Raw genomic sequence first — 23,816 nt, 5'->3', positions numbered from 1 at the left:
CGGGCCTCGACGTGGTTCGAGGCCCGCCCGGCTGTCCCCTTGCCGTGCAGTCGTCCGACCGATGAGGGCGGGATTTCCCATGTTTTCTCCACGTCGCAAGACCGGGCACGCGAGCCGGGCCGGGTTGCTGGTCCTCGTCGTCGCGCTGACGGCGGGAATCGTCGGGCCGTCGATCCCGGCCGGGCCGGACGCCGGCGCCAACCTGCTGCAGCAGGCCATGGCGCTCGCCCCGAAGCAGCTGGCCGGGACGGCGGGGGAGCAGGGGGACGACCCGGCCGGGCCGGCCAACACCGCCGGGCCGAAGTCGCTGCAGTCGAAGTACCCCGCGGTGGCCGCCGGGGAGGCGAAGGTCGGCGCGAACGCCGTGCAGGTCGGGAGCGCGCCTTCGCACGTGACCGGGTTCGACGAGAAGACCAGCCGTGAGCTGCCGGAGCGGCGCACCGCCACGGACAAGACCTACGCCAACACCGACGGCACCCTCACCACGGAGTTCGGCGAGGAGCCGATCAACTTCCGCGCGCCGGACGGCAGCTACCAGCCGATCGACACGGCGATCGTGCCCGCGGGCACCGGCTGGTCCAACGCGGCCGACGCCGAGCGGATCACCTTCGCCGCCAAGGCGGCCGGGAACGACCTCGTCCACGTCACCCTGGACGGCGACCACGAATTCGGTTACGGCGTAGGCGGTGCCGTGCCGTCGGCCGGTGCCGTCTCCGGCAGCCGCATCGTCTACCCGGGCGTGCGGGCCGGTGCCGACCTCCGGCTCGACGTGGTGCCCGGCGGCGTCAAGGAAACGCTCGTCCTCACCTCGCCGGAGGCCGCGGCGACGTGGGACTTCCCGTTGCGGTTGAAGGGACTCCGGCCGTCCCTCGTGGACGGGCGGATCTCGCTCACCGACACGTCCGGGCGCGAGCGCGCCCGGATCCCGGCCGGCTTCATGACCGACTCCCGGCGTGATCCCGCGACCGGCGACCCCGCCCGGTCCGAGGGCGTGACCTACGAACTGCGGGAAAACGCCGGCGCGTTCGTGCTCCGCGTCAAGCTGGACCCGAACTGGCTCAAGGACTCCGCGCGCGTCTACCCGGTGGAGGTCGACCCCAGCGTCGAGACCACCGCGTCCGACGGCGCCGCCGTGTTCCAGGGCGGTTCCCGGCTCGACGGCTCGACCGAGCTCAAGATCGGGACGACCGGGTCCGTCAAGGCCGCGAGCTACCTGTCCTTCAGCGGTGTGGAAAGCCGGCTGCGCAACCACAAGATCCTCGGTGCCCAGCTCACGCTGAAGAGCACCTGGTCGTGGTCCTGCCAGCCGCGCCCGGTCACCGTGCACGACGTCACCGCCCCGTGGACCACCGCGTCCGGCTACCCCGGGCCCGCCTTCGGTCCCGCGCTCGCGCAGGAGTCCTTCGCCCACGGGTACATCGGCCTCCAGCAGCACGCTTCGAGCTGCCCGTCGGCGACCGAGCTGATCCCGCTCGGCATCGGCGGCCGCGACCTCGTGCAGCGCTGGGTGACCGGCGCGCAGGCCAACTACGGCCTCGCGGTCCGCGCTTCGGAAACCGATCCGTACGGCTGGAAGAAGTTCACCGGCAACCGGACGGCGAACCCGCCGCGCCTGTTCGTCACGCACACCGCCTACGACGCCGAATACCGCGTCGACCGCGGCGTTCCCCAGCCGCCGGTCACCCGCACGCAGGCCGGCAAGGTCAAGATCACCGTCACCAACCGCGGCGCCGACACCTGGACCGCGGCGGACTTCGCGCTCGGCTACCGCGTCTTCACCGCGGCCGGTGCCCCGGTCGGGGCGGTCGAAGCCGCGTCGCTGCCGAACGACGTGCCGCGCGGCGGCTCGGTGACGCTCGACGCCACCATCAAGGCCATCGAGCCCGGTCAGTACCTGTTCGACTTCAGCATGCTGCGCCGCGGCGGGGCCTGGTTCACCGACGAGCAGATCCCGCCGACGCGGCTGTCGATGACCGTGTTCGACGTCCCGCCGATCGTCAAGGCGCAGTACCCGCCCAACGGGTTCTCGGCGCCCACGCTCACCCCGCAGCTCTGGGCCGACGCGGTCGACGTCGACGCGCCCGTCTCGTCGACCCTCAAGTACCGCTTCGAGGTCTGCGAAAAGTACGTCGCCAAGCCGGACGGCACGCTGACCGGGGTGTCCTGTGTGGACTCCGGGTACGTGACCAAGCGGACGTGGACGGTCCCGGTCGGCGCGCTGCGCTGGAGCAAGGACTACCAGTGGCGTGTCTTCGCCTACGACGGGAATTCGGAGAGCGAAAAGCTCACGCCGAGCCACCTGCTGACGGCGGTCCCGCAGCCGGAGATCACGTCGCACCTGGCGAACGCGCCCTACAGCGGCGCGCAGCGCGACTTCGACCCGCAGACCGGGAACTACTTCTCCAGCGCGGTCGACGCCGCGCTGCAGGTGACCGGGCCGGAACTGACCGTCGCCCGCACCTACAACAGCCTCGACCCGCGCACCGACCTCGCCTTCGGCGCGGGCTGGTCGACGCGCTACGACATGCGCGTCCTGCCCGACAACGACGGTTCGGGCAACGTCGTCGTGACCTACCCGGACGGCCAGCAGGTCCGGTTCGGCCGCAACGCCGACGGCACGTTCGCGCCGCCGCCCGGCCGGCAGGCGAACTTCCGGATCGAGCCGGAAGCCGCGGGTGGCGGCTGGGTGCTGACGGACAAAGCGGCCACGCTGTACCGCTTCCGCCCCGACGGCCGGCTGATCGAGATCTACGACCAGGCCGGGCACCACGTCCAGCTGGACTACGGCACGCCGGAACACCTCAGCCGGGCGATCAGCCTGACCAGTGACCGGATCCTGTACTTCAAGTGGACCGGCAGCCACGTCACGTCGGTGAGCACCGATCCGATCGACGGCAAGCAGCTCACCTGGACCTACACCTACGACGGCGACCGGCTGACGAAGGTGTGCGATCCGGACAACGGGTGCACCGGTTACGACTACACCGCGGGCTCGCACTACCGCAGCTCCGTCGTCGACGCCCGCCCCTCGTCGTTCTGGCGCTTCGGCGAGACGTCCGGGACCACGGCGGCCAGCGAGAACGGCCTCAAGCTCGGCAAGGACGCGGGGACCTACAAGGACGTCACCCTCGGCCAGCCGGGGCCGCTGACCGGCACCGGGACCGCGGCGACGTTCAACGGCACGTCGTCGGTGGTGACGCTGCCGGACGGCACGGTGCGCAAGAACCGTGACCTGGCCATCGAAATGTGGTTCCGGACCACGGCGGGAGGTCCGCTCTTCGGCTACCAGAAGGCGCCGATCAGCGGCACGCCCACCGGCGCGGTGCCGGTGCTGTACGTCGGCACCGACGGCAAGCTGCGCGGCCAGTTCTGGAACGGCGGCGCGGCCCCGATCACCTCGGCGACGACGGTCAACGACAACGCCTGGCACCACGTGGTGCTGTCCGGCGCGCTCGCGACCCAGACGCTCTACCTCGACGGCAAGGCGGTCGGCACCGCGCAGGGCGAGATCGCGCACGACGACGTCGTGTACGACCAGATCGGCGCGGCGTACACCGTCCCGCCGTCGGCGTGGCCGGCCTGGGGCACGGCCGCGCGCCGGTTCTTCTCGGGGCAGATCGCCGAAGCGGCGTTCTACGAGTACGCCGTCGGCCCGACGACCGCGGCCGCGCACTACCAGGCGCGCGCGGCGGCCAGTTCGCTCACGAAGATCACGCTGCCGAGCGGCCGCGTCGCCGCGCAGCTGAGCTACGACACCCCGGCCGACCGCATCACCGAGGTCGTCGACCGCAACGGCGGCCACTGGCGTGTCGGCCGTCCCGCCGTGACCGGCACCGAGACCAATCTCGTCCGCACGACGCAGGTCACGGATCCGGGGAACCGCCCGCACTTCTACGACTACGACCCGGTGCGCGGTCGAATCCTGCGCTACATCGCCCCGCTGGGCCAGGGCATCCGCCCGGAGGACCGCCGCGACGGCGACGGCAACCCGCTGCCGCCGGAGAACCCCACCTGCGACCCGTCCGCACCCCAGGACCCGAGCGACCCGACGTACTGCGGCGGCCCGGTCGGCGGCGACGGCACGTGGGTCGGCGGCCCGGTCAACGGCCAGGGCGTCCGCACCTACGACTACGACGACAAGGGCTTCCAGACCACGATCGGCGACGAGCTCGGCAACACCGTCGTCCTGACCAACGACGAGCGCGGCAACGTGATCGCGCGCAAGACGTGCCGCGTGGCCCCGGGCGACTGCCAGACGTCGTACTCGACGTACTACCTCAACGCGGCCGACGTGACGGACCCGCGCAACGACAAGCTCCTGTCCACCCGCGACGCCCGTTCGGCGAACGCGGACGACCCGGCGTACGCGACGACGTACACGTACACGGACCTGGGCGTCCGGGGTCTCCTCTCCACGGAGACCACCCCGGACGGCGGCGTGACCCGCCACCAGTACGCGAACGGCACGGAAGCGGCGGTCGGCGGCGGCAACGTCCCGGCGGGCCTGCTGCTGCAGACGACCGACCCGCGCAACGGCGTCACGGCTTACTCGTATTTCAAGAACGGCGACCTGGCGAAGGTCGTCGACCCGGCCGGCCTGACGACGGCGTACACGTACGACGTCTTCGGCCGCAAGAAGACGGAAACGCGAAGCAGCGCCTCGGATCCGGCCGGGGTGACGACGACCTACGCCTACGACTCCCGGTCGCACCAGACCGCCGCGACCGGTTCCGGCGTGGCCAACGCGATCACCGGGGTCACCCACACCGCGCAGACGCTCACCGGCTACGACGCCGACGGCAACGTCGTGCGCACCGAGGAAAAGGACCTGACCGGCGGGGACGCCGCCCGGGTCACGACGACCGACTACGACGACTTCGGCCGGGCGAGCCGGGTCGTCGACCCGGAGGGCGGGGTCACCTCCTCCGGCTACGACTCCTTCGGCAACCGCGTCTGGATGGTCGACGCCGGCGGGAACAAGTACGAGTACGGCTACACCGCGCGCAACGCGCTGGCCGAAGTCCGGCTGCGGGCCTGGAACGGGCAGGCGACCGATCCGGCGAGCGGGGGCGGCGACACCGACGGCGCCGGGGACACGACTTCGGCGCCGACCCTGGTCCTCGCGTCCTACGCCTACGACCTCGCGGGCCGGCGGGTGCGGGAAACCGACTCGATGGGGCGCACCACCCGCTACCGGTACTTCGGGGACGGGAAGGTCTGGAAGGTCGTCGCTCACGACGTGCGCGACCCCTTCAACCCGGCGGCGCCGAAACGCGACGTCACGCTGCAGGAGTACGCCTACGACGCCGCGGGGCAGAAGACCAAGCTGACCGAGCCCGGTGGCCGCGTCACGACGTTCGAGTACGACGCGGCGGGCCGCGGGACCGCGGAAACCGCCGACCCGGCGGGGCTGGCGAACCGGACCGAGTGGACGTACGGCCCCGGCGGGGACGTCGTCAAGACCGTCCACACCGGACAGAGCTCGAACAGCACCCGGCTCGACCTCGGCAACCGCGAGAGCGTCGAATACGGCTACGACACGGCGGGCAGGCAGATCAGCCAGTCCGTGACCAAGAGCGCGACCGAAAAGCTGACCACGACCTACCAGTACGACGAGCGCGGCCTGATGACCGCGGTCACCGCACCGCGCGGCAACGTCCGTGGCGCGGATCCGGTCGCGTTCACGACGAACCTGGCCTACGACAAGCTCGGCAGGCTCATCCGGACCACGCAGCCGCTCGTCGCGGCCGAGTCCGGGGGAGCGGCGGCCGCGCAGGTGCGGCCGGAGGTCGTCGGCGGCTACGACACCTTCGGGAACCAGACCGAGACGAAGGACCCGAACGGCAACGTCGGGACGATCACCTACGACCGGGACAGCCGGATCCTGAAGGTGGCGTCGCCGGACTACCGCAAGCCGGGGGAGACCACCGCGGCGAAGGTCGCCACGACCCGGCAGTACGACGCGATGGGCAACCTGCTGAGCGTCACGGACCCGGCCGGCGCGGTCACCCGCTACCGGTACGACCAGCTCGGCCGTCTGGTCGAGCGCACCGACCCGGACCCGGCCGACGGCGATCAGCCCGGCGGGGTGTGGAGCTACGGCTACACGACCGAGGGCGAGCTGCTCTCGACCACAGACCCGACCGGTTCGCGGGTGGAAGCCACCTACGACGACTTCGGGCGGCAGGTCACGGCGACCCGGATCGAGCGCCGTCCGGCACCGGCCGCGTACAGCACCAAGCTCCGCTACGACGACGCCGGCAACCTCGTCTCCTCGACGGCGCCGACCGGCGAGCTGACGAAGAACGAGTACGACGTGCTCGGGCAGCGGACCACGACCACGGACCCGGCGGGGGTGGTCTCGCGCTTCGGCTACGACTTCGCCGGGCGCCAGGTCCGGCAGTCCGACGGCCACGGCCGCACGGGCTACGTGAGCTACGACCCGGCAGGCCGGGCCACCGGGTTCTACAGCCTCGACCCGGCCGAGCGCGTCCTGCGCAAGAGCTCGGTCGGCTACGACGCGGACGGCGACAAGGTCACCGCGTCGGACGCGCTCGGCCGCACCACCCGGTTCGACTACGACTCCCGCGGCCTCCTGGTCCGGCAGCAGGAGCCGACCACCGACACGACGTCGATCACGACGTCCTTCGGCTACGACGCGGCGGGCAACCGGACCCGGTCGACCGACGGCCGCGGCAACAGCACGATCGAGACGTACAACGCGCTGGGCCTGTCCGAATCGGTGCTCGAACCGGCCACGGCGGCCCACCCGGCCGCCGCGGACCGCACGTGGACGACCACGTACGACCTCGCCGGCCGGCCGGAGCGCGTCCAGGCACCGGGCGGCGTCGTCCGGCAGCGGACGTTCGACGCACTGGGCCGGCTGACGCTGGAAACCGGCACCGGCGCGGCCCAGCCGACCCCGGACCGCGTCCAGCGGTTCGACCCGTCCGGGCGCCTGCTGGCGGTGAACGCGCCCGGAGGCGAGAAGACGTTCACCTACGACGACCGCGGTGACCTGCTGACCAGCACCGGGCCGGTGTCGGGAACGTCGGCGTACTCCTACGACGGTTCCGGGCGGCTGACCCAGCGCGTCGACGGAGCGGGCACCGCGGTGTTCGGCTACCAGCAGGGACGCCTGTCGACCCAGCAGGACGGCCTGACCGGCGTCAAGCAGACGCTCGGCTACGACGACGCGGGCAACCTCGCGTCGATCGACTACGGCAGCGGCCGCGTCCGCACCTACGGCTACGACGACTTCGGCCGTCAGACGAGCGACGAGCTCAAGGCCACCGGCGGCGTCTCGCTCGCGGCGCTGGCCTACAGCTACGACCTCGACGACCGCCTCACCGGCAAGAAGACGACGGGAGTGGCCGGAGCCGGCGACAACACCTACGGCTACGACCAGGCGGGCCGCCTGACGTCGTGGAGCGCCGGCGGCAAGACGACCTCGTACGCGTGGGACGCCTCGGGCAACCGAGTGCAGGCGGGCGACCGCACAGCGACGTTCGACGAGCGCAACCGCCAGCTGACGGACGGCGCGGACACGCTGACATGGAGCGCGCGGGGCACGTTGAACGCCCGAACCGGCCCGGCCGGAACGGTGACATCGGAGTTCGACGCGTTCGACCGGGCGGTGAAGCAGGGCTCGGCCACGTACGCGTACGACGGCCTGGATCGGGCGTCGTCGCGGAACGACCAGGCCCTGTCGTATGACGGTACGAGCTTGGACCTGACCTCGGACGGCACGTCGACGTTCTCGCGAGACAGCCGGAACGGGCTGCTCGCCGAGAAGCCCGGCTCGGGCAGTGGGCGCATCGACCTGACCGACCGGCACTTCGACGTCGTCGGGGGGCTGGACCCGGCCGCGGCACAGCTGACCGGATCTTCGAGCTTCGACCCGTTCGGCGCGAGGACGGCCTCCGCGGGGACGACTTCGTCGCTGGGGTTCCAGTCGGACTACACGGATCCGTCGACGGGCCAGGTCGACATGGGTGCCCGGTGGTATTCGCCGGGAACCGGCTCGTTCACCAGCCGGGACGACATCCAGGTCGACCCGGGCGGCCCTTCGACCGGGGGGAACCGGTACCTCTTCGGCAACGCCGATCCGCTGGGCCAGGTCGACCTCGACGGGCACCAGGCCTCGGATCCGTGGTCGGTCATCAACGAAGTCGACCCCAACGGGGTTTGCGACAACTATTCCGGGTACGCCTACCTCACCTGCATGTGGATGATGACGTTCGTCCCCCGCGTCACCACATACGGGCCGGGCGATATCCGGAACCCCGTCGTCGTCGGACCGCTACCGCCCAGTCGCGCCAACGCCACCGCAACGGCCACGCTGCACGGTGGTTCGGGCAAATCCGGCGGCTGCCGGGTGTCCTGCGGTGGTCCGGGCAAGCGCGTGGCACCGCGCTGGCAGCCGCCGCCCCCGCCGCCGGGCATCGCCGCTCGCAAGGTCGCCAACGACCGCGCGCTGCGCGTCCCCGATCCGATCCCGGTCGGCGCGCAGGAGCAGTACCTCGCCGACGGCACCACCTCGAGCAACCCGAACCTGCCGGCGGACAAGGTGGCCGACGACCAGGGTGACCTGCAGAAGTGGTTCGACGTCTACCGGCACTTCCGCGATCTCGTCCGCGGGCCCAACGGGGACGTGGTCCAGGACATCGGGGATCTCCCGGTCTCCGACCTGGTCGCGCAGGGGAAGCTCGAGGTCTTCTACCGGGCGATGTCGTTCGAAGAGTTCGAGTCCTTCAAGAAGAACGGCATCGTTCCCCGCAAGAACGAGAGTTTCATCGTCGACGACCCTGGTTACATCCAGCGACGGATCCCCAAGTTCAAGCGCGGGAAGTACGACGTCGTGGTGACGATGTACGCGAAGCCGGGAACCCGGCAGTTGCTGATCGACAACGGCGCCATCGACTACCCGCCGTCGCCCTCGATCCGAGAACGTGGACTCGATGGCCTGCCCCGGGTGACCAGTGATATCCGTCAAGTGCACGTCAAGGATGAGCACGGATTCATCACTTATGGGCTACGGGGCAAGTCGGGTGGTGGCAGTGCGGACTTGTACAATGGGCAACTGCTGGGCTATGACGTCGAGTCTTTGTCCGATTTTGTCGGGAGGTGATTGTCGTGACCGACCGTGAAATCGCGGCGATTGTTCTCGGCAGTGAGGGCAATCCGCTCGAAAAAGCTGCCCGGCTTCGTGAAAAAGAGCCAGGTGAGGTTGTCGCGGCTCTGTCCGGTGGACTTGCCGAAGCTTTCGCGAATCGCAATTGGTCGCACTTCGACAGTTTTGTCAATGTGGTCGGCGAATTCCCGTCGCCGTCCTATCTGCCGGTGCTGATCGATGCGCTCGACCTGGCGCGAACCGAGCCGCACGTGTACGCCCTGAACATCGTGTACACCCTGTCGGATCTCGCCGCACCGGAGTCGGTTCCAGTGCTGGCGAGGACCGTGGCCTGGCATCGCGAAAACGACATCGACGACGACCTGGCGGTCAACGCCTTGGACGCCCTGCTGCACATCGACACACCGGAATCCCGTGCGGTGCTGGCCGCCGCGGTCGACGACGATCGGGAAGCGGTCCGCGAACTCGCCCGGGAAGTGGCGAAGCGGCCGGGTGACTTCTGGTGACCTACCGGCCGAGCGTGGCCCGCTGGATCTTCACCGGCTTGGCTGGTGCCCCGTCCAGCGGCCCGTTCGGATCGGTCGGGATGATCCCGTCCGCCACCATCCGATCAATGGCCGACATCCCCCGCACCACAGTGCCCAGCACCGAGTAGTTCGCCGGGATGTTCGCGAACGAATGCACGATGAAGAACTCCGACCCGTTCGTCCCCGGCCCCTGGTTCCCCATGGCGACGGTCCCACGCGGGTAAGTCTCGGCACCCGAAACTTCATCCGGGAACTTGTACCCCGGCCCGCCCTTCTCGACCTCGTAGATGTCCCCGCACTGGAGAACACCCAATCGCGAAGAGTTCGAAAGCCGCCAGCACTGTGACCGGTCGTAGAACCGCTGGGCGATCAGCGAAACCATGTTGTGCACCGCGCAAGGCGCCGCCCCGGCGCGGTTCAACCGGACCGTCACCGGCCCGTAGTTGAACCGGAACGTCACGTCCACGGTTCCGCGGGTCAGAGCGAACGGCAGCGGACGCACCACCGGACGGGCCGCCGGGTTCTCCGGGGTCGGCGTGAACGTGCACGGGACCACCGGTGCGGAAGCCGCGGCCGGGGTGGCGGGTACCACCAACGCACCCAGGACAGCGACGACGGCCAAACCCCAGCGCAGCTTCATGGCCGGAGACGTTAGCGAAAAACGGACTACTTGCGCCAGGCCGTGCGGCGCTTGCGGATGTCCAGCACGAGCAGCAGCATCAGGAACAGCGACAGGCCCACGAGCCACACGTTCTCGGTGTTGTTCTCGTGGTTGCCCTTGATCATCACCAGCAGGATGATCGCGCTGACCCAGCCGGCGATGCGGGTGGCCTTCGGGAACGTGCCGTGCCAGCCCCAGGCCGCGGACGGCTCGTCGCGGGGGTCGACCTCGGGCCGCCTCTTCTCGACCGCCTTGCCTGCCACGATGAACTCCTCAAGACCCGTGAACCTCGTACGCGCCGATGATCCCACACCTGCGGGCGCGCCGCGGACACGGCCCGCGTGGCGCCGGACACCCGGTGAGTGCGCGATCGGTGCGAGGCGAACGCTCCGGATTCCCCGCCACCGAACCTCCGGGTGCGCCGCGGACCCGGCCCGCGCGACAATGACCCGCGATGACTACCTCGCGAAGCGTTCTCGTGCTCGGCTCGACCGGGTCCATCGGTGTGCAGGCCCTCGACGTCGCGGCCCGCAACCCGCACCTGTTCCGGGTGGCCGGGATCGCCGCGGGCGGGGCCGATCCGGCCGCGCTCGCCGCGCAGGCGCTCGCCCACGGGGTCGAGGCCGTCGCGGTGACCAAGGCCACGGCCGCCGAAGACGTGCAGCTCTCGCTGTACGCCGAGGCGCAGAAGCGCGGCTACAGCCAAGGCGACTTCAAGCTGCCAAGGCTCTTCGCGGGCTCCGACGCCGTCACCGAGCTGATCGACGCCGTCGAGGTCGACACCGTCCTCAACGCCCTGCCCGGGTCCCGCGGCCTCGAGCCGACGCTCAAAGCGCTCGCCACCGGCGCCACTCTCGCGCTGGCCAACAAGGAGTCCCTGATCGCCGGCGGGCCGCTCGTGCTCGCCGCGGCCAAGCCCGGCCAGCTGGTGCCCGTCGACTCCGAGCACTCCGCCATCGCCCAGGCCCTGCGCGCCGGGCGCAAGGACGAGGTCGCCCGGCTCGTGCTCACCGCGTCCGGTGGTCCCTTCCGCGGCCGCAAGCGCGCCGAGCTGGCCGGGGTCACCGTCGAGCAGGCGATGGCGCACCCGACCTGGTCCATGGGCCCGCTGATCACCATCAACTCCGCCACCCTGGTCAACAAGGGCCTGGAGCTGATCGAAGCGGCCTTGCTGTTCGACATCGCGCCCGAAAACATCGACGTCACCGTGCACCCGCAGTCGATCGTGCACTCGATGGTGACCTTCACCGACGGCTCGACGATCGCCCAGGCCAGCCCGCCCGACATGCGGCTGCCGATCGCGCTCGCGCTGCACTGGCCCGACCGCGTCCCCGCCGCCGCACCCGCGTGCACCTGGGACAAGGCCGCGACCTGGACGTTCGAGCCGCTGGACGACGACGCCTTCCCGGCCGTCGAGCTGGCCCGCCACTGCGGCACCGAGGGCGGCTGCCTGCCCGCCGTCTACAACGCGGCGAACGAGGAGCTCGTGTCCGCTTTCCTCGCGCAGAACACCAGCTTCACGTCGATAGTGGACACTGTTTCCGAGGTGGTGGGAGCCGCCGACGAGTGGCGTCGCGAACCGCGCGACGTCGACGACGTTCTCGCCGCCGAGCGCTGGGCTCGCGCGCGGGCCGGTTCGATCATCGAGGGGAAGTAGCGGGTGTCCTACATCATCGGTGTGGTGCTCTTCGCGCTGGGGATCTGTGTCTCGGTCGCGCTGCACGAGGCCGGGCACATGGTCACCGCGAAGGCCTTCGGCATGAAGGTCCGCCGGTACTTCGTGGGCTTCGGGCCCACGGTGTTCTCCTGGCGCCGCGGCGAGACGGAGTACGGCCTGAAGTGGATCCCGCTCGGCGGGTTCTGCGACATCGCCGGCATGACCGCGCTCGACGAAGTCACCCCGGACGAAGCGCCGCGCGCCATGTGGCGGTTCAAGACCTGGAAGCGCACCGTCGTGATGTCGGCCGGGTCGATCACCCACTTCATCCTCGGCTTCGTGGTGCTCTACCTGATGGCCGTCACCATGGGCCTGCCGAACCTCACGCCGGCCCCGGCGGTGCTGTCGGCGACGTCGTGCGCCCAGTCGATCACGACCGAAGCCCAGGCCAAGGCGCAGGCGCAGAACCCCACCTGCGCCGCGGACGCGCTGACCCCGGCGAAGACGGCCGGGCTGCAGCCGGGCGACAAGGTCCTGTCCGTCGGCGGGAAGCCGATCGGGAGCTGGGACGAGATGCTCGCCACCGTGCAGGCCACCAGCGGCCCGACCGTGTTCCAGGTGCAGCGCGGCGAGCAGCGGCTGTCGCTCACCGTCGACGTGCCGAAGGTGCAGCGCTGGACCAGCGACGGCGTCAAGCAGGTCGGGATGATCGGCGCCTCGCCGCAGGAGCCGCCCAAGACCATCGAGTACGGGCCGGTCGCCGCGGTCGGCGCCACGTTCAGCTTCACCGGCACGATGTTCGCCGAGACGGCGCAGCGGCTCGTCGAGTTCCCGGAGCGCATCCCCGCGGTGGTCACCGCGATCTTCGGCGGCGAGCGCGACCCGAACACCCCGGTCAGCGTCGTCGGCGCGAGCCGGATCGGCGGCGAGGCCGTCGAGCGGGGCATCTGGGTGCTGTTCTTCTTCCTGCTGGCCAGCCTGAACTTCTTCATCGGCGTGTTCAACCTGCTGCCGCTGCTGCCGCTCGACGGCGGGCACATCGCGGTGGTCTGGTACGAGCGCGTCCGCGACTGGATCCGCGCCCGGCGGGGCAAGACGGCGGGCGGGCCCGTCGACTACACCCGGTTGTCCGGGATCACGATGGTCCTGGTGCTCATCGGGGGTGCGGTGACGCTACTCACGGTGACAGCGGACATCGTCAACCCGATTCGACTCGGGCAGTAGCCGCCACGGAGGGGTTGCGGCCCCTCCCCGGCGGCTCGCACGGGCCGTAATGCTGCTCACCGTGACGGTTGACATGGTGAAGGTGGCCCGGTCGGGGTAGGTACGCTGGAAACCGTGACCGTCGCACTCGGTATGCCCGCCCTGCCCCCGCCCGTCCTCTCCGAGCGCCGCAAGACCCGCCAGCTCCAGGTGGGCCCGGTCGGCGTCGGCAGCGACTTCCCGATCTCCGTCCAGTCGATGACGACGACGCTCACCTCCGACGTCAACGCCACGCTGCAGCAGATCGCCGAGCTCACCGCCGCGGGCTGCGACATCGTCCGCGTCGCGTGCCCGTCGGCCGACGACGCCGAGGCGCTGCCCGCGATCGCGCGCAAGTCGCAGATCCCGGTGATCGCCGACATCCACTTCCAGCCGAAGTACGTCTTCGCGGCGATCGAGGCCGGCTGTGCGGCGGTGCGCGTGAACCCGGGCAACATCCGGAAGTTCGACGACCAGGTCAAGGAGATCGCGCAGGCCGCGAAGGACCACGGCACGCCGATCCGGATCGGTGTCAACGCCGGTTCGCTCGACAAGCGGATCATGGACAAGTACGGCAAGGCGACGCCGGAAGCGCTCGCGGAGTCGGCGCTGTGGGAGGCGTCGCTGTTCGCCGAGCACGACTTCCACGACATCAAGATCTCGGTGAAGCACAACGACCCCGTGGTCATGGTGCGCGCGTACGAGATCCTCGCCGAGCAGTGCGACTACCCGCTGCACCTCGGCGTGACCGAAGCCGGGCCGGCGTTCCAGGGCACCATCAAGTCGGCCGTGGCCTTCGGCGCGCTGCTGCGCCAGGGCATCGGCGACACCATCCGCGTCTCGCTGTCCGCGCCGCCGGTCGAAGAGGTCAAGGTCGGCATCCAGATCCTGCAGTCGCTGAACCTCAAGCAGCGCAAGCTGGAGATCGTGTCCTGCCCGTCGTGCGGGCGCGCGCAGGTGGACGTCTACACGCTGGCCGAGCAGGTCACGGCCGGGCTCGAGGGCATGGAGATCCCGCTGCGCGTGGCCGTCATGGGCTGCGTCGTCAACGGCCCGGGCGAGGCACGCGAGGCCGACCTGGGTGTCGCCTCCGGCAACGGCAAGGGCCAGATCTTCGTCAAGGGCGAGGTCATCAAGACCGTGCCCGAGCACGCGATCGTCGAGACGCTCATCGAAGAGGCCATGCGCATCGCCGAAGAGGCGGGCGAGACCCTTGGCGAGGGCGCCCCGGTCGTCACCGCCGGCTAAGCTTCCGAAGTGCCGTGAAGGCCTCCTTACCGGCTTTTGTGACCGGTAAGGAGGCCTTCACGGCGTTTTCAGCCCTGCAGGTGGTGCTGCGCGGCGTCCCGGATCTGCAGGCGGACGTTCTCCAGCGCGGCGGCGACCTCGTCGATCTGCTGCGAAGCCAGCTGGATGGCGCCCTGGATCGCGGTCGCGGTGGTCGTCTCCCCGAGCAGGCCGAGCACCTGCGCCTGCAGGTCTTCGAGGTCGCTCTTGGTGGCCAGCGCGATGCCGGTCGGCACCTGGTCGGCGAGCAGCTCCAGCTGCTGCGCCTGCTCCTGGATCGTCATGGGGTGGTTCCTTCCGCGGTGGGGACGCACCTTCCGTGTTATCAGACCCGGAACTGTCGGTGGTGACGTTTACGCTGGCATTCGTGACCGTGACCTGGGCTGTTCACGAGCCGCACCCGGTGGTGCGGCCCCTGGTCACGCGCTACGTCGGGTACGCGCAGCGCGAGGTGACGCTGCCGGTCCACCGCGGGCTGCCGTCCCGGCACGTGACGCTGGTCATCAGCCTCGCCGGGCCGGTGCGGATGGCCGGGCACAGCCTGCAGGCGCTGGTCGGCGGGCTGCACACGAGCGCGGTGCTGATCCGGCAGGACCGCGTGCAGGAGGGGCTCCAGCTGGAGCTCGATCCGCTGGGCGTGCGCACGCTCTTCGGCGTCACGGCGGCGGAGCTGGGCGGCGAGGTGGCCGACCTCGCCGGCTTCGGCCTCGGCTCGCTGCCGGACCGGCTGCGGGAGCTGCCCACCTGGCCGGAGCGGTTCGCGCTGCTCGACGACGTCCTGGCCGCCCGGGCCGTCGAGCCGGTGGCGCCGCCGCCCGAGCTGGGGGAGGCGTGGCGCCGGATGCGGGGCGCGGACGGGCGGGTGCGCGTCGCCGACCTCGCCAGTGCGGTCGGCTGGAGCCGCCGCCACCTCGGCGAGCGGTTCCGCGCGGAGCTGGGCCTGGCCCCGAAGCAGGCGGCGCGGGTCCTGCGGTTCGAGCTGGCCGGGCGGCTGCTGCGCCGGGGCCGCGCGGACCTGGCCGCGCTGGCGGTGGAGTGCGGCTACTACGACCAGGCGCACCTGACCAACGAGTGGCGCGCGCTGGCCGGGTGCACGCCGGGCACGTGGATCGCGGAGGAGCTCCCGTTCCTCCAAGACCAGGAGGGAGCCGCCGGGCAAGACTCGCGACATGACTCCTGAACCGAACGTCTGGCCCGCCCTCCGGTACGACGACGCCCCGGCCGCGGTCCGGTTCCTGGTCGACGTCCTGGGCTTCACCGAGGCACTGGTGGTGCCCGAAGGCGACCTGATCGCGCACGCCGAGCTGCGCTGGCCCGAGGGCGGCGCGGTGATGCTGGGCAGCGTCCGCCCGCCGGACGGCGTCCACGACGCGATGAAGCCGGGCACGGGCGCGGTGTACGTCGTCTCGGACAAGGTGGACGAGATCCACGCGCGGGTGAAGGACGCCGGCGCGGAGATCACGGCCGCCCTCACCGACACCGAGTACGGCTCGCACACGTTCAGCCTCCGCGACCCGGAGGGCAACTCCTGGACGATCGGCACCTACCGCGGCGCGCCCTGACCGCGGCGGCGGCGGGCGGTGGATCGGCCGAGGTGAGCGCCGCCGCCGGCCGCCCGTCCACCACTGCATACGCCCGATTCCGCCCGCGGGAGGCGAACCAGGCGTTCATCTCAGCGTGTCGACGGCCTCGCGTTCCGTTTACCGGCCGAATCTGGCACCCTGGAGTCCGTGTTGCGGCTTGCAGGTGCACGGCTGCTCGATGATCGGGACTATCCGGCGGTCCGTGCCGCGCTCGCCGCCGACCCGGTGGGCAGCTGCATGGTCAGCGCCCGGGTCGAGGCTGCCGGTCTCGATCCGTGGCGGCTCGGAGGCGAGCTTTGGGCCGCCGACAGCCGTCCGGTTCGTGCCGGGCGGCTCCAAGGGCTGTGCTTTTCCGGGCCGAACCTCATCCCCCTGCGCGGCAACGCCCCCGCGTTGCGGTCCTTCGCCGACCGCGCGCTGCGGCGGCAGCGCACCTGTTCGTCGCTCGTCGGCCCGGCCGAGCAGGTCCTCGGGCTCTGGGACGAGCTCGAAGACGAGTGGGGCCCGGCCCGCGAAGTGCGCGACGACCAGCCGCTGATGGCACTCGACAGCACGCCGCTGGTGGCCGCTGACCCCCTCGTGCGGCCGGTCCGGCCGGACGAGCTCGAGCGGTACCTGCCCGCGGCCGTCGCGATGTTCATCGAGGAGGTCGGCGTCGACCCGCGCAGCGGCGACGGCGGCGCCAGCTACCGCGCCCGCGTCACGGAGCTGATCGGCGCCGGGCGCGCGTTCGCCCGGTTCGAGAACGGCGAAGTCGTCTTCAAGGCCGAGATCGGCGCCATGTCGGCGACCGTCGGGCAGATCCAGGGCGTCTGGGTGCACCCCGAACGCCGGGGCAGCGGGCTCGGCACCGCCGGTACGGCCGCCGTGGTCAACCGGCTCGTCCGCGGCCTGGGCCGCACCGCGAGCCTCTACGTCAACGCGTTCAACACCCCGGCCCTCGCGGCCTACCGCAAGATCGGGTTCCAGCAGGTCGGCCAGTACGCGACGGTGCTCTTCTAGTCACTCTTCCGTGGCCGCGTTTCAGCCGCGGAGACACCCGCTGACCAGGCATTATCCCGCCATGAGTGCACGTCGACGTCGCGGTGCCCTCGCGGTGCTGCTGCTCGCCGCCGCGACCACGGCCGGGTGCTCGGGAGACGGTCCCGAGGACGCCCTCTCCGCCTTCCTGGACGCCGTCGGGTCCGGGGACGTCGCCGCCGCGGCGGCGAACACCGACTCGCCCGATGCCGCCAAGACCGTGCTGGCCCAGGTCCTCGGCGTGCTCGCCCCGGAGTCGCTCGACGTCGACGACGAAGAGGTGAAGCAGCCGGACGGCGACGTCGTCACGGCCGGCTACCGGCTCACCTGGCACCTGCCGCACGGCCGCAGCTGGTCCTACCGCGCCGACGCGCAGCTGCGCGCGGCCGAGAACGGCTGGCAGGTGCACTGGCAGCCGACCGTCGTGCACCCGCAGCTGGCCGTCGGCCAGACCCTCGGCGTGCTGCCCCAGCTGCCGGAGACGGCGCCGGTGCTCGACCGCGACGGCGTGCCGCTGATGCGCCCGCAGACCGTGATCGGCGTGGTCGTCGACCCGCAGAAGGCCGGCGACCCGAGCGCGGTCGCCGGGACCCTCGCCAAGGCGCTGCACCGGTACGAGCCGTCGGTCACCGGCCGCTCGGTGCTGGACGGGATGAGCAAGACCAAGCCCGGCGACGCCTACCCGGTGATCAGCCTGCGCGCCGGCGACTACCAGCGGGTCAAGCCGGCGATCTACGACCTGCCGGGCGTCCGCTTCGCCAGCCAGGAGCGGCTGCTGCCGGTGACCCGCGGGTCCGGGCAGCAGGTCCTGCCGGGCATCCGCGCGCTGGTCGAGCAGCAGCTGGCCGGGGCGGCGGGCTGGCGGATCGTCACCCGGGACGTCACCGGGGGCGAGGCGGCCGAGCTCAAGGCCGAGCCGCCGCGGCCCGCGCCCGCCGTGACCAGCACGCTCAGCGCGCGGCTCCAGGCCGCAGCCGAGAAGGCCCTCGAGCCCGAGGAGTACCCGGCCGCGCTGGTGGCGATCCAGCCGTCGAGCGGCGACATCCTCGCCGTGGCGCAGAACGGCGCCGCCGACGACGAAGGCTCACTGGCCCTGGCCGGGCGCTACCCGCCGGGGTCGACGTTCAAGATCGTGACGGCGGCGGCCGCGCTGTCGGCGGGCGACGTCGACGCGGGCAGCCCGGTCGACTGCCCCGGCACCACGACGGTCGAAAACCGGGTGGTGCCGAACGAAGGCCGCTTCGACCTGGGCCGGGTCCCGCTGAAGACGGCGTTCGCGCGGTCCTGCAACACGACCTTCGCCCGGCTCGCGGCGGGCCTCCCGGCGTCGGCGCTGACCGATACCGCCCGCTCGTTCGGGCTCGGCGCCGACTTCGTGGTCCCCGGCCTGACCACGGTCACCGGCGCCGTCCCGGCCAGCGACTCGGCCGTCCAGCGCGCCGAAAACGGCTTCGGCCAGGGCACGGTGGTCACCAGCCCGTTCGGCATGGCCCTGGTCGCGGCGACCGTGCAGGCCGGGAAGGTGCCGACGCCGTCGCTGGTGAAGGGGATGCCGGCGAGCACGAAGAACGTCGGCGACGCGCCGTCCCAGGAAGTCATCGACGCGCTGCGCGGGATGATGCGCGAGGTCGTCACCAGCGGCACCGCCACCGGCCTGCGGGACATCCCCGACGTGGCGGGCAAGACCGGCACCGCCCAGTTCGGCGACGGCTCCCGCTCGCACGGCTGGTTCGTCGGCTACCGCGGCGACCTGGCGTTCGCCGTGCTGCTGACCGAAGCCGGTTCGTCGAAACCGGCGGTGCAGGCCGCCCACCGGTTCCTGGCCGGGATCGGCTGAGCGGGTCGTCGTAAGGTGGGGGGCATGTCCGTTCGTGCCCCGCTGGTTCCCGGCGTCCAGACGCCGCGCCGCGACGTCCCCAGTTCCATCGCCCGTCCCGAGTACGTGGACAAGCCGGCGCCGAAGCGGGACACCGGCAACGGCGTGCGCACGCCCGAGGTGATCGAGGCGATGCGGATCGCGAGCCGGATCGCGGCGCAGGCCCTGGAAGAGGGCGGCAAGGCGGTCAAGCCGGGCGCCACCACGGACGACATCGACAAGGTGGTGCACGAGTTCCTGCTCGACCACCACGCCTACCCCTCGACGCTGGGCTACCGCCACTTCCCGAAGTCGTGCTGCACCTCGCTCAACGAGGTCATCTGCCACGGCATCCCGGACTCGACGGTGATCGAGGACGGCGACATCTGCAACATCGACGTCACCGCCTACATCGGCGGCGTCCACGGCGACACGAACGCGACGTTCCTGGCCGGCGACGTCTCCGAGGAGGCCCGCCTGCTGGTCGAGCGCACCCGCGAGGCGACGATGCGGGCGATCAAGGCGGTCCGGCCGGGCCGTCAGCTCAACGTCATCGGCCGGGTCATCGAGTCCTACGCCAAGCGCTTCGGCTACGGCGTGGTCCGCGACTTCACCGGCCACGGCGTCGGCCCCGCGTTCCACACGCCGCCGACGGTCCTGCACTACGAAGAGCCCTCCGTCGACACGATCATCGAGGAGGGCATGACCTTCACGATCGAGCCGATGATCACGCTGGGCACCATCGACTACGACATCTGGTCCGACGACTGGACCGTCACCACGAAGGACAAGAAGTGGACGGCCCAGTTCGAGCACACCCTCGTGGTGACGGCCGACGGCAGCGAGATCCTCACGCTGCCCTGAGTCAGTGGCTCGTGGCCTTCTTGTAGCAGCGCACCGAAAGCGGCACGAAGATCGCCAGCAGCACCGCGATCCACAGCACCGAAGCCAGCACGGCGTGCTGCATCGGCCAGACGTCGTGCACCGGCATCGACGCGCTGGTGTTGCCGAACAGCTCCCGCGCCGCCTGGGTGATCGCCGAGACCGGGTTCCAGTCCGCGATCACCCGCAGCGGGGTGGGCAGGCGGCCGCTGTCGACGAACGTGTTGGCCAGGAAGGTGAGCGGGAAGATCGCCACGCTCGAGACGTTGTTGAACACCTCGGGCTTGCGCACGGCCAGGCCGAGCGTCCCCATCACCCACGACAGCGCGTAGGCGAAGGCGAGCAGCAGGAGCACGCCGCCGAGCGCCTCGAAGACGCCGGTGTGGATGCGCCAGCCGACCAGCAGGCCGACGAGGCCCATGATGAGCAGGCTCGTCACGTTGAGGATCAGGTCCGCCGTGGTGCGCCCGATCAGCACCGCGGCCGGCGACATCGGCAGCGATCTGAACCGGTCGATGATGCCCTTCTGCAGGTCGTCGGTCAGCCCGTAGCCGGTGACGATGCTGCCCATCGCCACGGCGAGGGTGAAGATCCCCGGGAGCATGAACTCGCGGTAGGACATGCCGGGGATGTCGATCACGCTGCCGAACACGTAGCCGAAGAGCAGCACGAACATCACCGGCATGAACACGATGGACCCGAGCAGGTCCAGCGACCGGACGATCTTGATCGAGTTGCGCTTGGCGACGGTCACGCCGTCGGTCACGGCCATCTGCACCGCGTTCATCACACGGCCTCCTTCGCGGGTTCGGCCGTCTCGTGGCCGGTGAGAGTGAGGAAAACGTCGTCGAGGGTGGGGCGGCGGACGCCGACGTCGCGGACGTCGACGCCGTCGGCGGCGAGCAGGGCGAGCGCTTCGGTAAGCGCTTTCGCGCCGTGGGTCACGGGTACGGTGAGCCGGAACGCCTCGGCCTGCGGCTCGCCGCTGGCCAGCCGCGCCAGCGCCCGCTGCGCGACGCCGACGTCGGCGTGCGTGCCGACGGTCAGCTCGATCCGCTCGCCGCCGACGAGGTCCTTGAGCTCGTCGGCGGTGCCGCGGGCGATCACGCGCCCGTGGTCGATCACAGCGATGCTGTCGGCCAGCCGGTCGGCCTCTTCGAGGTACTGCGTGGTCAGCAGCAGCGTGGTGCCGCCCGCGACCAGCTCGGTGATGACGTCCCACAGCTCGGTGCGGGCGCGCGGGTCGAGCCCGGTCGTGGGCTCGTCGAGGAACAGCACCGGCGGGTTGGCCACGAGCGCGCCGGCCAGGTCGAGCCGGCGCCGCATGCCGCCGGAGTACCCCTTCACCGGCCGGTCGGCGGCGTCTTCGAGGCTGAACCGGGCCAGCAGCTCCCGGCCGCGGGCCTTGGCCCGCTTGGTGCCGAGGTGGTAGAGCCGCCCGACCATCTCGAGGTTCTCGGCCCCGGTCAGCTCCTGGTCGACGGCGGCGTACTGGCCGGACGCGCCGATGTGCGAACGCAGCACGTGCGCGTCCTTGACGACGTCGAACCCGGCGACCGTCGCGCGGCCGGCGTCCGGCTTCTGCAGCGTCGTGAGGATCTGGACGGTGGTGGTCTTCCCGGCGCCGTTCGGCCCGAGCACGCCGAGCACGGTGCCCTCCGGGACCCGCAGGTCCATCCCGTCGAGGGCGGTGACGGAGCCGTACTTCTTGACGAGCCCTTCGGCCACGATGGCGTCTGGCATGGTCTTCCCCTTCTCTGTGCGGAGTTTCAGGCCCGGCGGATGACGATGTCGCCGGTGTAGGTGTGGGCTTTGACCTCGACCGTTTCCGTGGTCCCGCCCGGCCCCTCGGAGGGGGTGAGCGTGTTGCGCACGGAACCGGTCAGGGAGTTGAGCTCGAGCCAGGCGGCGCTGCCCTCGCGGACGCCGACCTCGATCTCGCCGACCGCGGTTTCGAGGACGACGGAGTCGCGCATGACCTCGTTGAGCCGGATGTCGCCGGACGCGGTCTTGGCGTGCACGCTCGCGTGGGCGAGGGAAACGAAGATGTCGCCGTTCGCGGTGTTGACCCGCAGGTCGCCGGTGACTTCGCCGACGCGGGTCTCGCCGTTGGAGTTCTTCAGCACGGCGGTGCCGTCGATCTCGCGGATCCGCAGCTCGCCGGAGCCGGTGTGGGCCTCGACGTGCCCGGTGGCCCGCTCGATGGAGACGTCGCCGGTGGCGGTGCTCGCCTCGAGCCGGGCGGCTTCGTCGAGGTGGATGTCGCCGACCGAGGTCTTGATGCGGCTGTCGCCGACCTGGCCGCTGACCCGGATGTCGCCCATGGCGGCCGTGGACCGGAGGCGCGAGCCGGCGGGCAGCTCGACCGTGACGTGCAGGGAGCCGCCCTTGCCCCACAGCTTGGTGGCGTACTTCGGGCCCTTGACCAGCAGTTCACCGCTCGCGAACTCGACGCGGGTCTTGGCGACCGCCCGCACGTCTTCGGGTTCGGACGGGTCGGCGGGCTCGATCTCGACGGTGGTTTCCGCGCGCTCGCCGGCGACGATCCGGATGTCGGCGATGCTGACGTCGATCGTGGCCGAGATCGGCTCGGGGGTGGCGAAAACGGGCATGGCTGCGCCCTCCTGGGGTGCTCGGGTGGCGTCTCCGCAGGTCGGAGACGTGTGAGGGAAAAGGAAGAGTGGCGGGTTACTGAACCCAGCCGGTGTACTTCTCGCCGAAGACCGACCGGCGGTGCGGCTGGCTCTTGCCGGGACCGAGGGCGGCGCTCGCGGCCCGCACGAGCCAGGCGTTGATCGAGAGCATCTCCCGGTTTGCGGCCTCTTCGACGCGCTGCTTGAGCGTTTCGGGCAGCCGGAGGTTGACCCGGGCGACGGCGCCGTCGTCGGCTTCCGGGGGCGCCGGGGGCGTTTCCTGGGGTGGTGGCTCGGGTGCGGCAGGCAGCGCGACGGCGAATTCGGCTTCGCGGCGGCGCAGGCGCACCTCGACGGAGCCGGGGGCGAGGTCGCGGGTGATCTCGTCGGCCGCCGCGGAAAGGGCGTCGAGCAGGGTGAGCCGGATCGCCGATTCGAGCGGCGCGGTGAGGCGCTCGGCCAGGGCGACGGCTTCCTCACCCGCCGCTTCGGCGGCGACCGCGAGCTCCCGGCGGAGTTCTTCCACGAAGGGCGTCAGGTCCATGGCGCAACTATGGCGCCACGGTGGTGCCACGACAACCCTGAATTGGCACCCTTAGGGGTCGATTGTGATGCCAAAGGCGGCAAATGTGCAGGTCAAGCGCGTTCGATGCGCTCCAGCAGCTCGTCCAGGAAGCCGCACGCCTCGGCGGCGGCCCGGTCCGCGTCCCGGTCGGCGATGGCCCGGGCGAGACCTTCGTGGCCGATCTCGGGCACGTGCTCCGCGCCCGGCGTGATGCTGGACGTCGCCGCGACGCTGGCCGTGATGACCTCGGTCAGCCCGCGGTAGAGCTCGGTGAGCAGCCGGTTGTGGCCGGCGCGGACGACGGCGCAGTGGAACTCCGCGTCCGTGCGCGCGAAGTCCTCCCAGCGCCCGTCGCGCAGCTCGGTGTCCCGGCGGGACAGCAGGGCCCACAGTTCGGCGACCTCGTCGTCGGTCCGCTCGGCGGCGGCCAGGCGCGCGCCCTCGACCTCCAGGGTGCGCCGGACCTGCAGGACCTCGCGCAGCTCCGACCCGCAGAGCCGCCGGATCGCGCCGGACACCTCGCTGGTGGCGCGCACGTAGGTGCCGTCGCCCTGCCGGACCTCCAGCAGGCCGGTGTGGGCGAGCGCGCGCACGGCCTCGCGGACGGTGTTGCGCCCGACGCCGAGTTGGTCGACGAGTTCGGCTTCGGTGGGGATGCGTTCGCCGATGGGCCATTCGCCCTGCGTGACCGCGGTCCGCAGCTGGTCGATGACCTGGTCGACGAGGCCTGCTCGCCGGGTGGTGGCCAGAGGCACAGGATTATCCCTTCAT

Annotated in this window: 18 protein-coding genes; 10 read left to right on the top strand and 8 right to left on the bottom strand. The window is 71.1% G+C overall.

The features are described from left to right. Positions 1-79 precede the first annotated feature (79 nt). The gene (locus H4696_RS23150) at positions 80-9,130 is read left to right on the top strand and encodes a DNRLRE domain-containing protein (RefSeq protein WP_192782492.1); all 9,051 of its coding nucleotides are present in this window, start codon (positions 80-82) and stop codon (positions 9,128-9,130) included. Between the two features lie 5 nt (positions 9,131-9,135). Beyond that, positions 9,136-9,639: a HEAT repeat domain-containing protein gene (locus H4696_RS23145; RefSeq protein ID WP_143265181.1), complete on the top strand. Its 504-nt coding sequence runs from the start codon at positions 9,136-9,138 to the stop codon at positions 9,637-9,639. Between the two features lies 1 nt (position 9,640). On the opposite strand, the gene H4696_RS23140 is transcribed toward H4696_RS23145, so the two are convergent. Next, entirely contained in the window at positions 9,641-10,300 is a 660-nt protein-coding gene (locus H4696_RS23140; RefSeq protein WP_086862012.1) for a peptidylprolyl isomerase, read from the bottom strand. Between the two features lie 26 nt (positions 10,301-10,326). Beyond that, positions 10,327-10,584 (bottom strand): DUF2631 domain-containing protein, encoded by a 258-nt coding sequence (locus H4696_RS23135; protein ID WP_086862013.1) that lies wholly within the window; start codon positions 10,582-10,584, stop codon positions 10,327-10,329. A 191-nt stretch (positions 10,585-10,775) separates the two neighbouring features. Between H4696_RS23135 and dxr the strand changes: the two genes are divergently transcribed. The 3 genes from dxr (at position 10,776) to ispG (ending at position 14,468) form a co-directional block, all read left to right on the top strand. Beyond that, complete coding sequence (gene dxr, locus H4696_RS23130) at positions 10,776-11,978, top strand: 1-deoxy-D-xylulose-5-phosphate reductoisomerase (RefSeq protein ID WP_086862014.1); 1,203 nt, start codon at positions 10,776-10,778, stop codon at positions 11,976-11,978. Between the two features lie 3 nt (positions 11,979-11,981). Beyond that, entirely contained in the window at positions 11,982-13,202 is a 1,221-nt protein-coding gene (locus H4696_RS23125; RefSeq protein WP_192782491.1) for a site-2 protease family protein, read from the top strand. Between the two features lie 132 nt (positions 13,203-13,334). Continuing rightward, on the top strand, positions 13,335-14,468 hold the full coding sequence (gene ispG, locus H4696_RS23120; protein ID WP_192783061.1) for a flavodoxin-dependent (E)-4-hydroxy-3-methylbut-2-enyl-diphosphate synthase: 1,134 nt from the start codon (positions 13,335-13,337) through the stop codon (positions 14,466-14,468). A gap of 68 nt (positions 14,469-14,536) precedes the next feature. Here ispG and H4696_RS23115 read toward each other — a convergent pair whose 3' ends face one another. Further along, positions 14,537-14,791 (bottom strand): hypothetical protein, encoded by a 255-nt coding sequence (locus H4696_RS23115; protein WP_086860025.1) that lies wholly within the window; start codon positions 14,789-14,791, stop codon positions 14,537-14,539. Positions 14,792-14,874: 83 nt separating this feature from the next. On the opposite strand from H4696_RS23115, the gene H4696_RS23110 reads away from it, so the two are divergent. The 5 genes from H4696_RS23110 (at position 14,875) to map (ending at position 19,829) form a co-directional block, all read left to right on the top strand. Further along, a complete protein-coding gene (locus tag H4696_RS23110; RefSeq protein WP_192782490.1) occupies positions 14,875-15,687 on the top strand; it encodes a helix-turn-helix domain-containing protein in 813 nt (270 codons plus the stop codon). Next, positions 15,677-16,069, top strand: a complete 393-nt coding sequence (locus H4696_RS23105; protein ID WP_086860023.1) for a VOC family protein — start codon at positions 15,677-15,679, stop codon at positions 16,067-16,069. Before H4696_RS23110 ends, H4696_RS23105 begins: the two co-directional genes overlap by 11 nt. Positions 16,070-16,237: 168 nt before the next feature. After that, the gene (locus tag H4696_RS23100) at positions 16,238-17,092 is read left to right on the top strand and encodes a GNAT family N-acetyltransferase (protein ID WP_086860021.1); all 855 of its coding nucleotides are present in this window, start codon (positions 16,238-16,240) and stop codon (positions 17,090-17,092) included. A gap of 61 nt (positions 17,093-17,153) precedes the next feature. Further along, on the top strand, positions 17,154-18,947 hold the full coding sequence (locus H4696_RS23095; RefSeq protein ID WP_192782489.1) for a penicillin-binding transpeptidase domain-containing protein: 1,794 nt from the start codon (positions 17,154-17,156) through the stop codon (positions 18,945-18,947). A 24-nt stretch (positions 18,948-18,971) separates the two neighbouring features. Then, positions 18,972-19,829: a type I methionyl aminopeptidase gene (map, locus tag H4696_RS23090; protein WP_086860015.1), complete on the top strand. Its 858-nt coding sequence runs from the start codon at positions 18,972-18,974 to the stop codon at positions 19,827-19,829. Position 19,830: 1 nt separating this feature from the next. Here the strand turns inward: map and H4696_RS23085 are convergent, their stop codons facing one another. The 5 genes from H4696_RS23085 to H4696_RS23065 all read right to left on the bottom strand — a co-directional run bounded on the left by H4696_RS23085 (position 19,831) and on the right by H4696_RS23065 (position 23,800). Next, positions 19,831-20,634, bottom strand: coding sequence for an ABC transporter permease (locus H4696_RS23085; RefSeq protein WP_169734978.1), 804 nt, complete (start codon positions 20,632-20,634; stop codon positions 19,831-19,833). Beyond that, positions 20,634-21,590: an ATP-binding cassette domain-containing protein gene (locus H4696_RS23080; protein WP_086860012.1), complete on the bottom strand. Its 957-nt coding sequence runs from the start codon at positions 21,588-21,590 to the stop codon at positions 20,634-20,636. Before H4696_RS23080 ends, H4696_RS23085 begins: the two co-directional genes overlap by 1 nt. Positions 21,591-21,616: 26 nt before the next feature. Next, complete coding sequence (locus tag H4696_RS23075; protein WP_086860010.1) at positions 21,617-22,459, bottom strand: DUF4097 family beta strand repeat-containing protein; 843 nt, start codon at positions 22,457-22,459, stop codon at positions 21,617-21,619. A 76-nt stretch (positions 22,460-22,535) separates the two neighbouring features. Further along, positions 22,536-23,024 (bottom strand): hypothetical protein, encoded by a 489-nt coding sequence (locus H4696_RS23070; RefSeq protein WP_086860008.1) that lies wholly within the window; start codon positions 23,022-23,024, stop codon positions 22,536-22,538. Between the two features lie 92 nt (positions 23,025-23,116). Continuing rightward, the gene (locus H4696_RS23065) at positions 23,117-23,800 is read right to left on the bottom strand and encodes a FadR/GntR family transcriptional regulator (RefSeq protein ID WP_086860006.1); all 684 of its coding nucleotides are present in this window, start codon (positions 23,798-23,800) and stop codon (positions 23,117-23,119) included. Positions 23,801-23,816: the final 16 nt, after the last annotated feature.

It is taken from the genome of Amycolatopsis lexingtonensis, from assembly GCF_014873755.1.
In the GTDB taxonomy this organism is placed as follows: domain Bacteria; phylum Actinomycetota; class Actinomycetes; order Mycobacteriales; family Pseudonocardiaceae; genus Amycolatopsis; species Amycolatopsis lexingtonensis.
Note: the sequence above shows the minus strand (reverse complement) of the source record. Positions and strands in the feature narration are given on the sequence as shown.

Coding starts and splice junctions, on each gene's coding strand:
- ispG (WP_192783061.1), top strand. CDS start 13,335: ATGCCCGCCCTGCCCCCGCCCGTCCTCTCCGAGCGCCGCAAGACCCGC.
- H4696_RS23140 (WP_086862012.1), bottom strand. CDS start 10,300: ATGAAGCTGCGCTGGGGTTTGGCCGTCGTCGCTGTCCTGGGTGCGTTG.
- H4696_RS23105 (WP_086860023.1), top strand. CDS start 15,677: ATGACTCCTGAACCGAACGTCTGGCCCGCCCTCCGGTACGACGACGCC.
- H4696_RS23085 (WP_169734978.1), bottom strand. CDS start 20,634: ATGAACGCGGTGCAGATGGCCGTGACCGACGGCGTGACCGTCGCCAAG.
- dxr (WP_086862014.1), top strand. CDS start 10,776: ATGACTACCTCGCGAAGCGTTCTCGTGCTCGGCTCGACCGGGTCCATC.
- H4696_RS23080 (WP_086860012.1), bottom strand. CDS start 21,590: ATGCCAGACGCCATCGTGGCCGAAGGGCTCGTCAAGAAGTACGGCTCC.
- H4696_RS23075 (WP_086860010.1), bottom strand. CDS start 22,459: ATGCCCGTTTTCGCCACCCCCGAGCCGATCTCGGCCACGATCGACGTC.
- H4696_RS23095 (WP_192782489.1), top strand. CDS start 17,154: ATGAGTGCACGTCGACGTCGCGGTGCCCTCGCGGTGCTGCTGCTCGCC.
- H4696_RS23115 (WP_086860025.1), bottom strand. CDS start 14,791: ATGACGATCCAGGAGCAGGCGCAGCAGCTGGAGCTGCTCGCCGACCAG.
- H4696_RS23150 (WP_192782492.1), top strand. CDS start 80: ATGTTTTCTCCACGTCGCAAGACCGGGCACGCGAGCCGGGCCGGGTTG.
- map (WP_086860015.1), top strand. CDS start 18,972: ATGTCCGTTCGTGCCCCGCTGGTTCCCGGCGTCCAGACGCCGCGCCGC.
- H4696_RS23070 (WP_086860008.1), bottom strand. CDS start 23,024: ATGGACCTGACGCCCTTCGTGGAAGAACTCCGCCGGGAGCTCGCGGTC.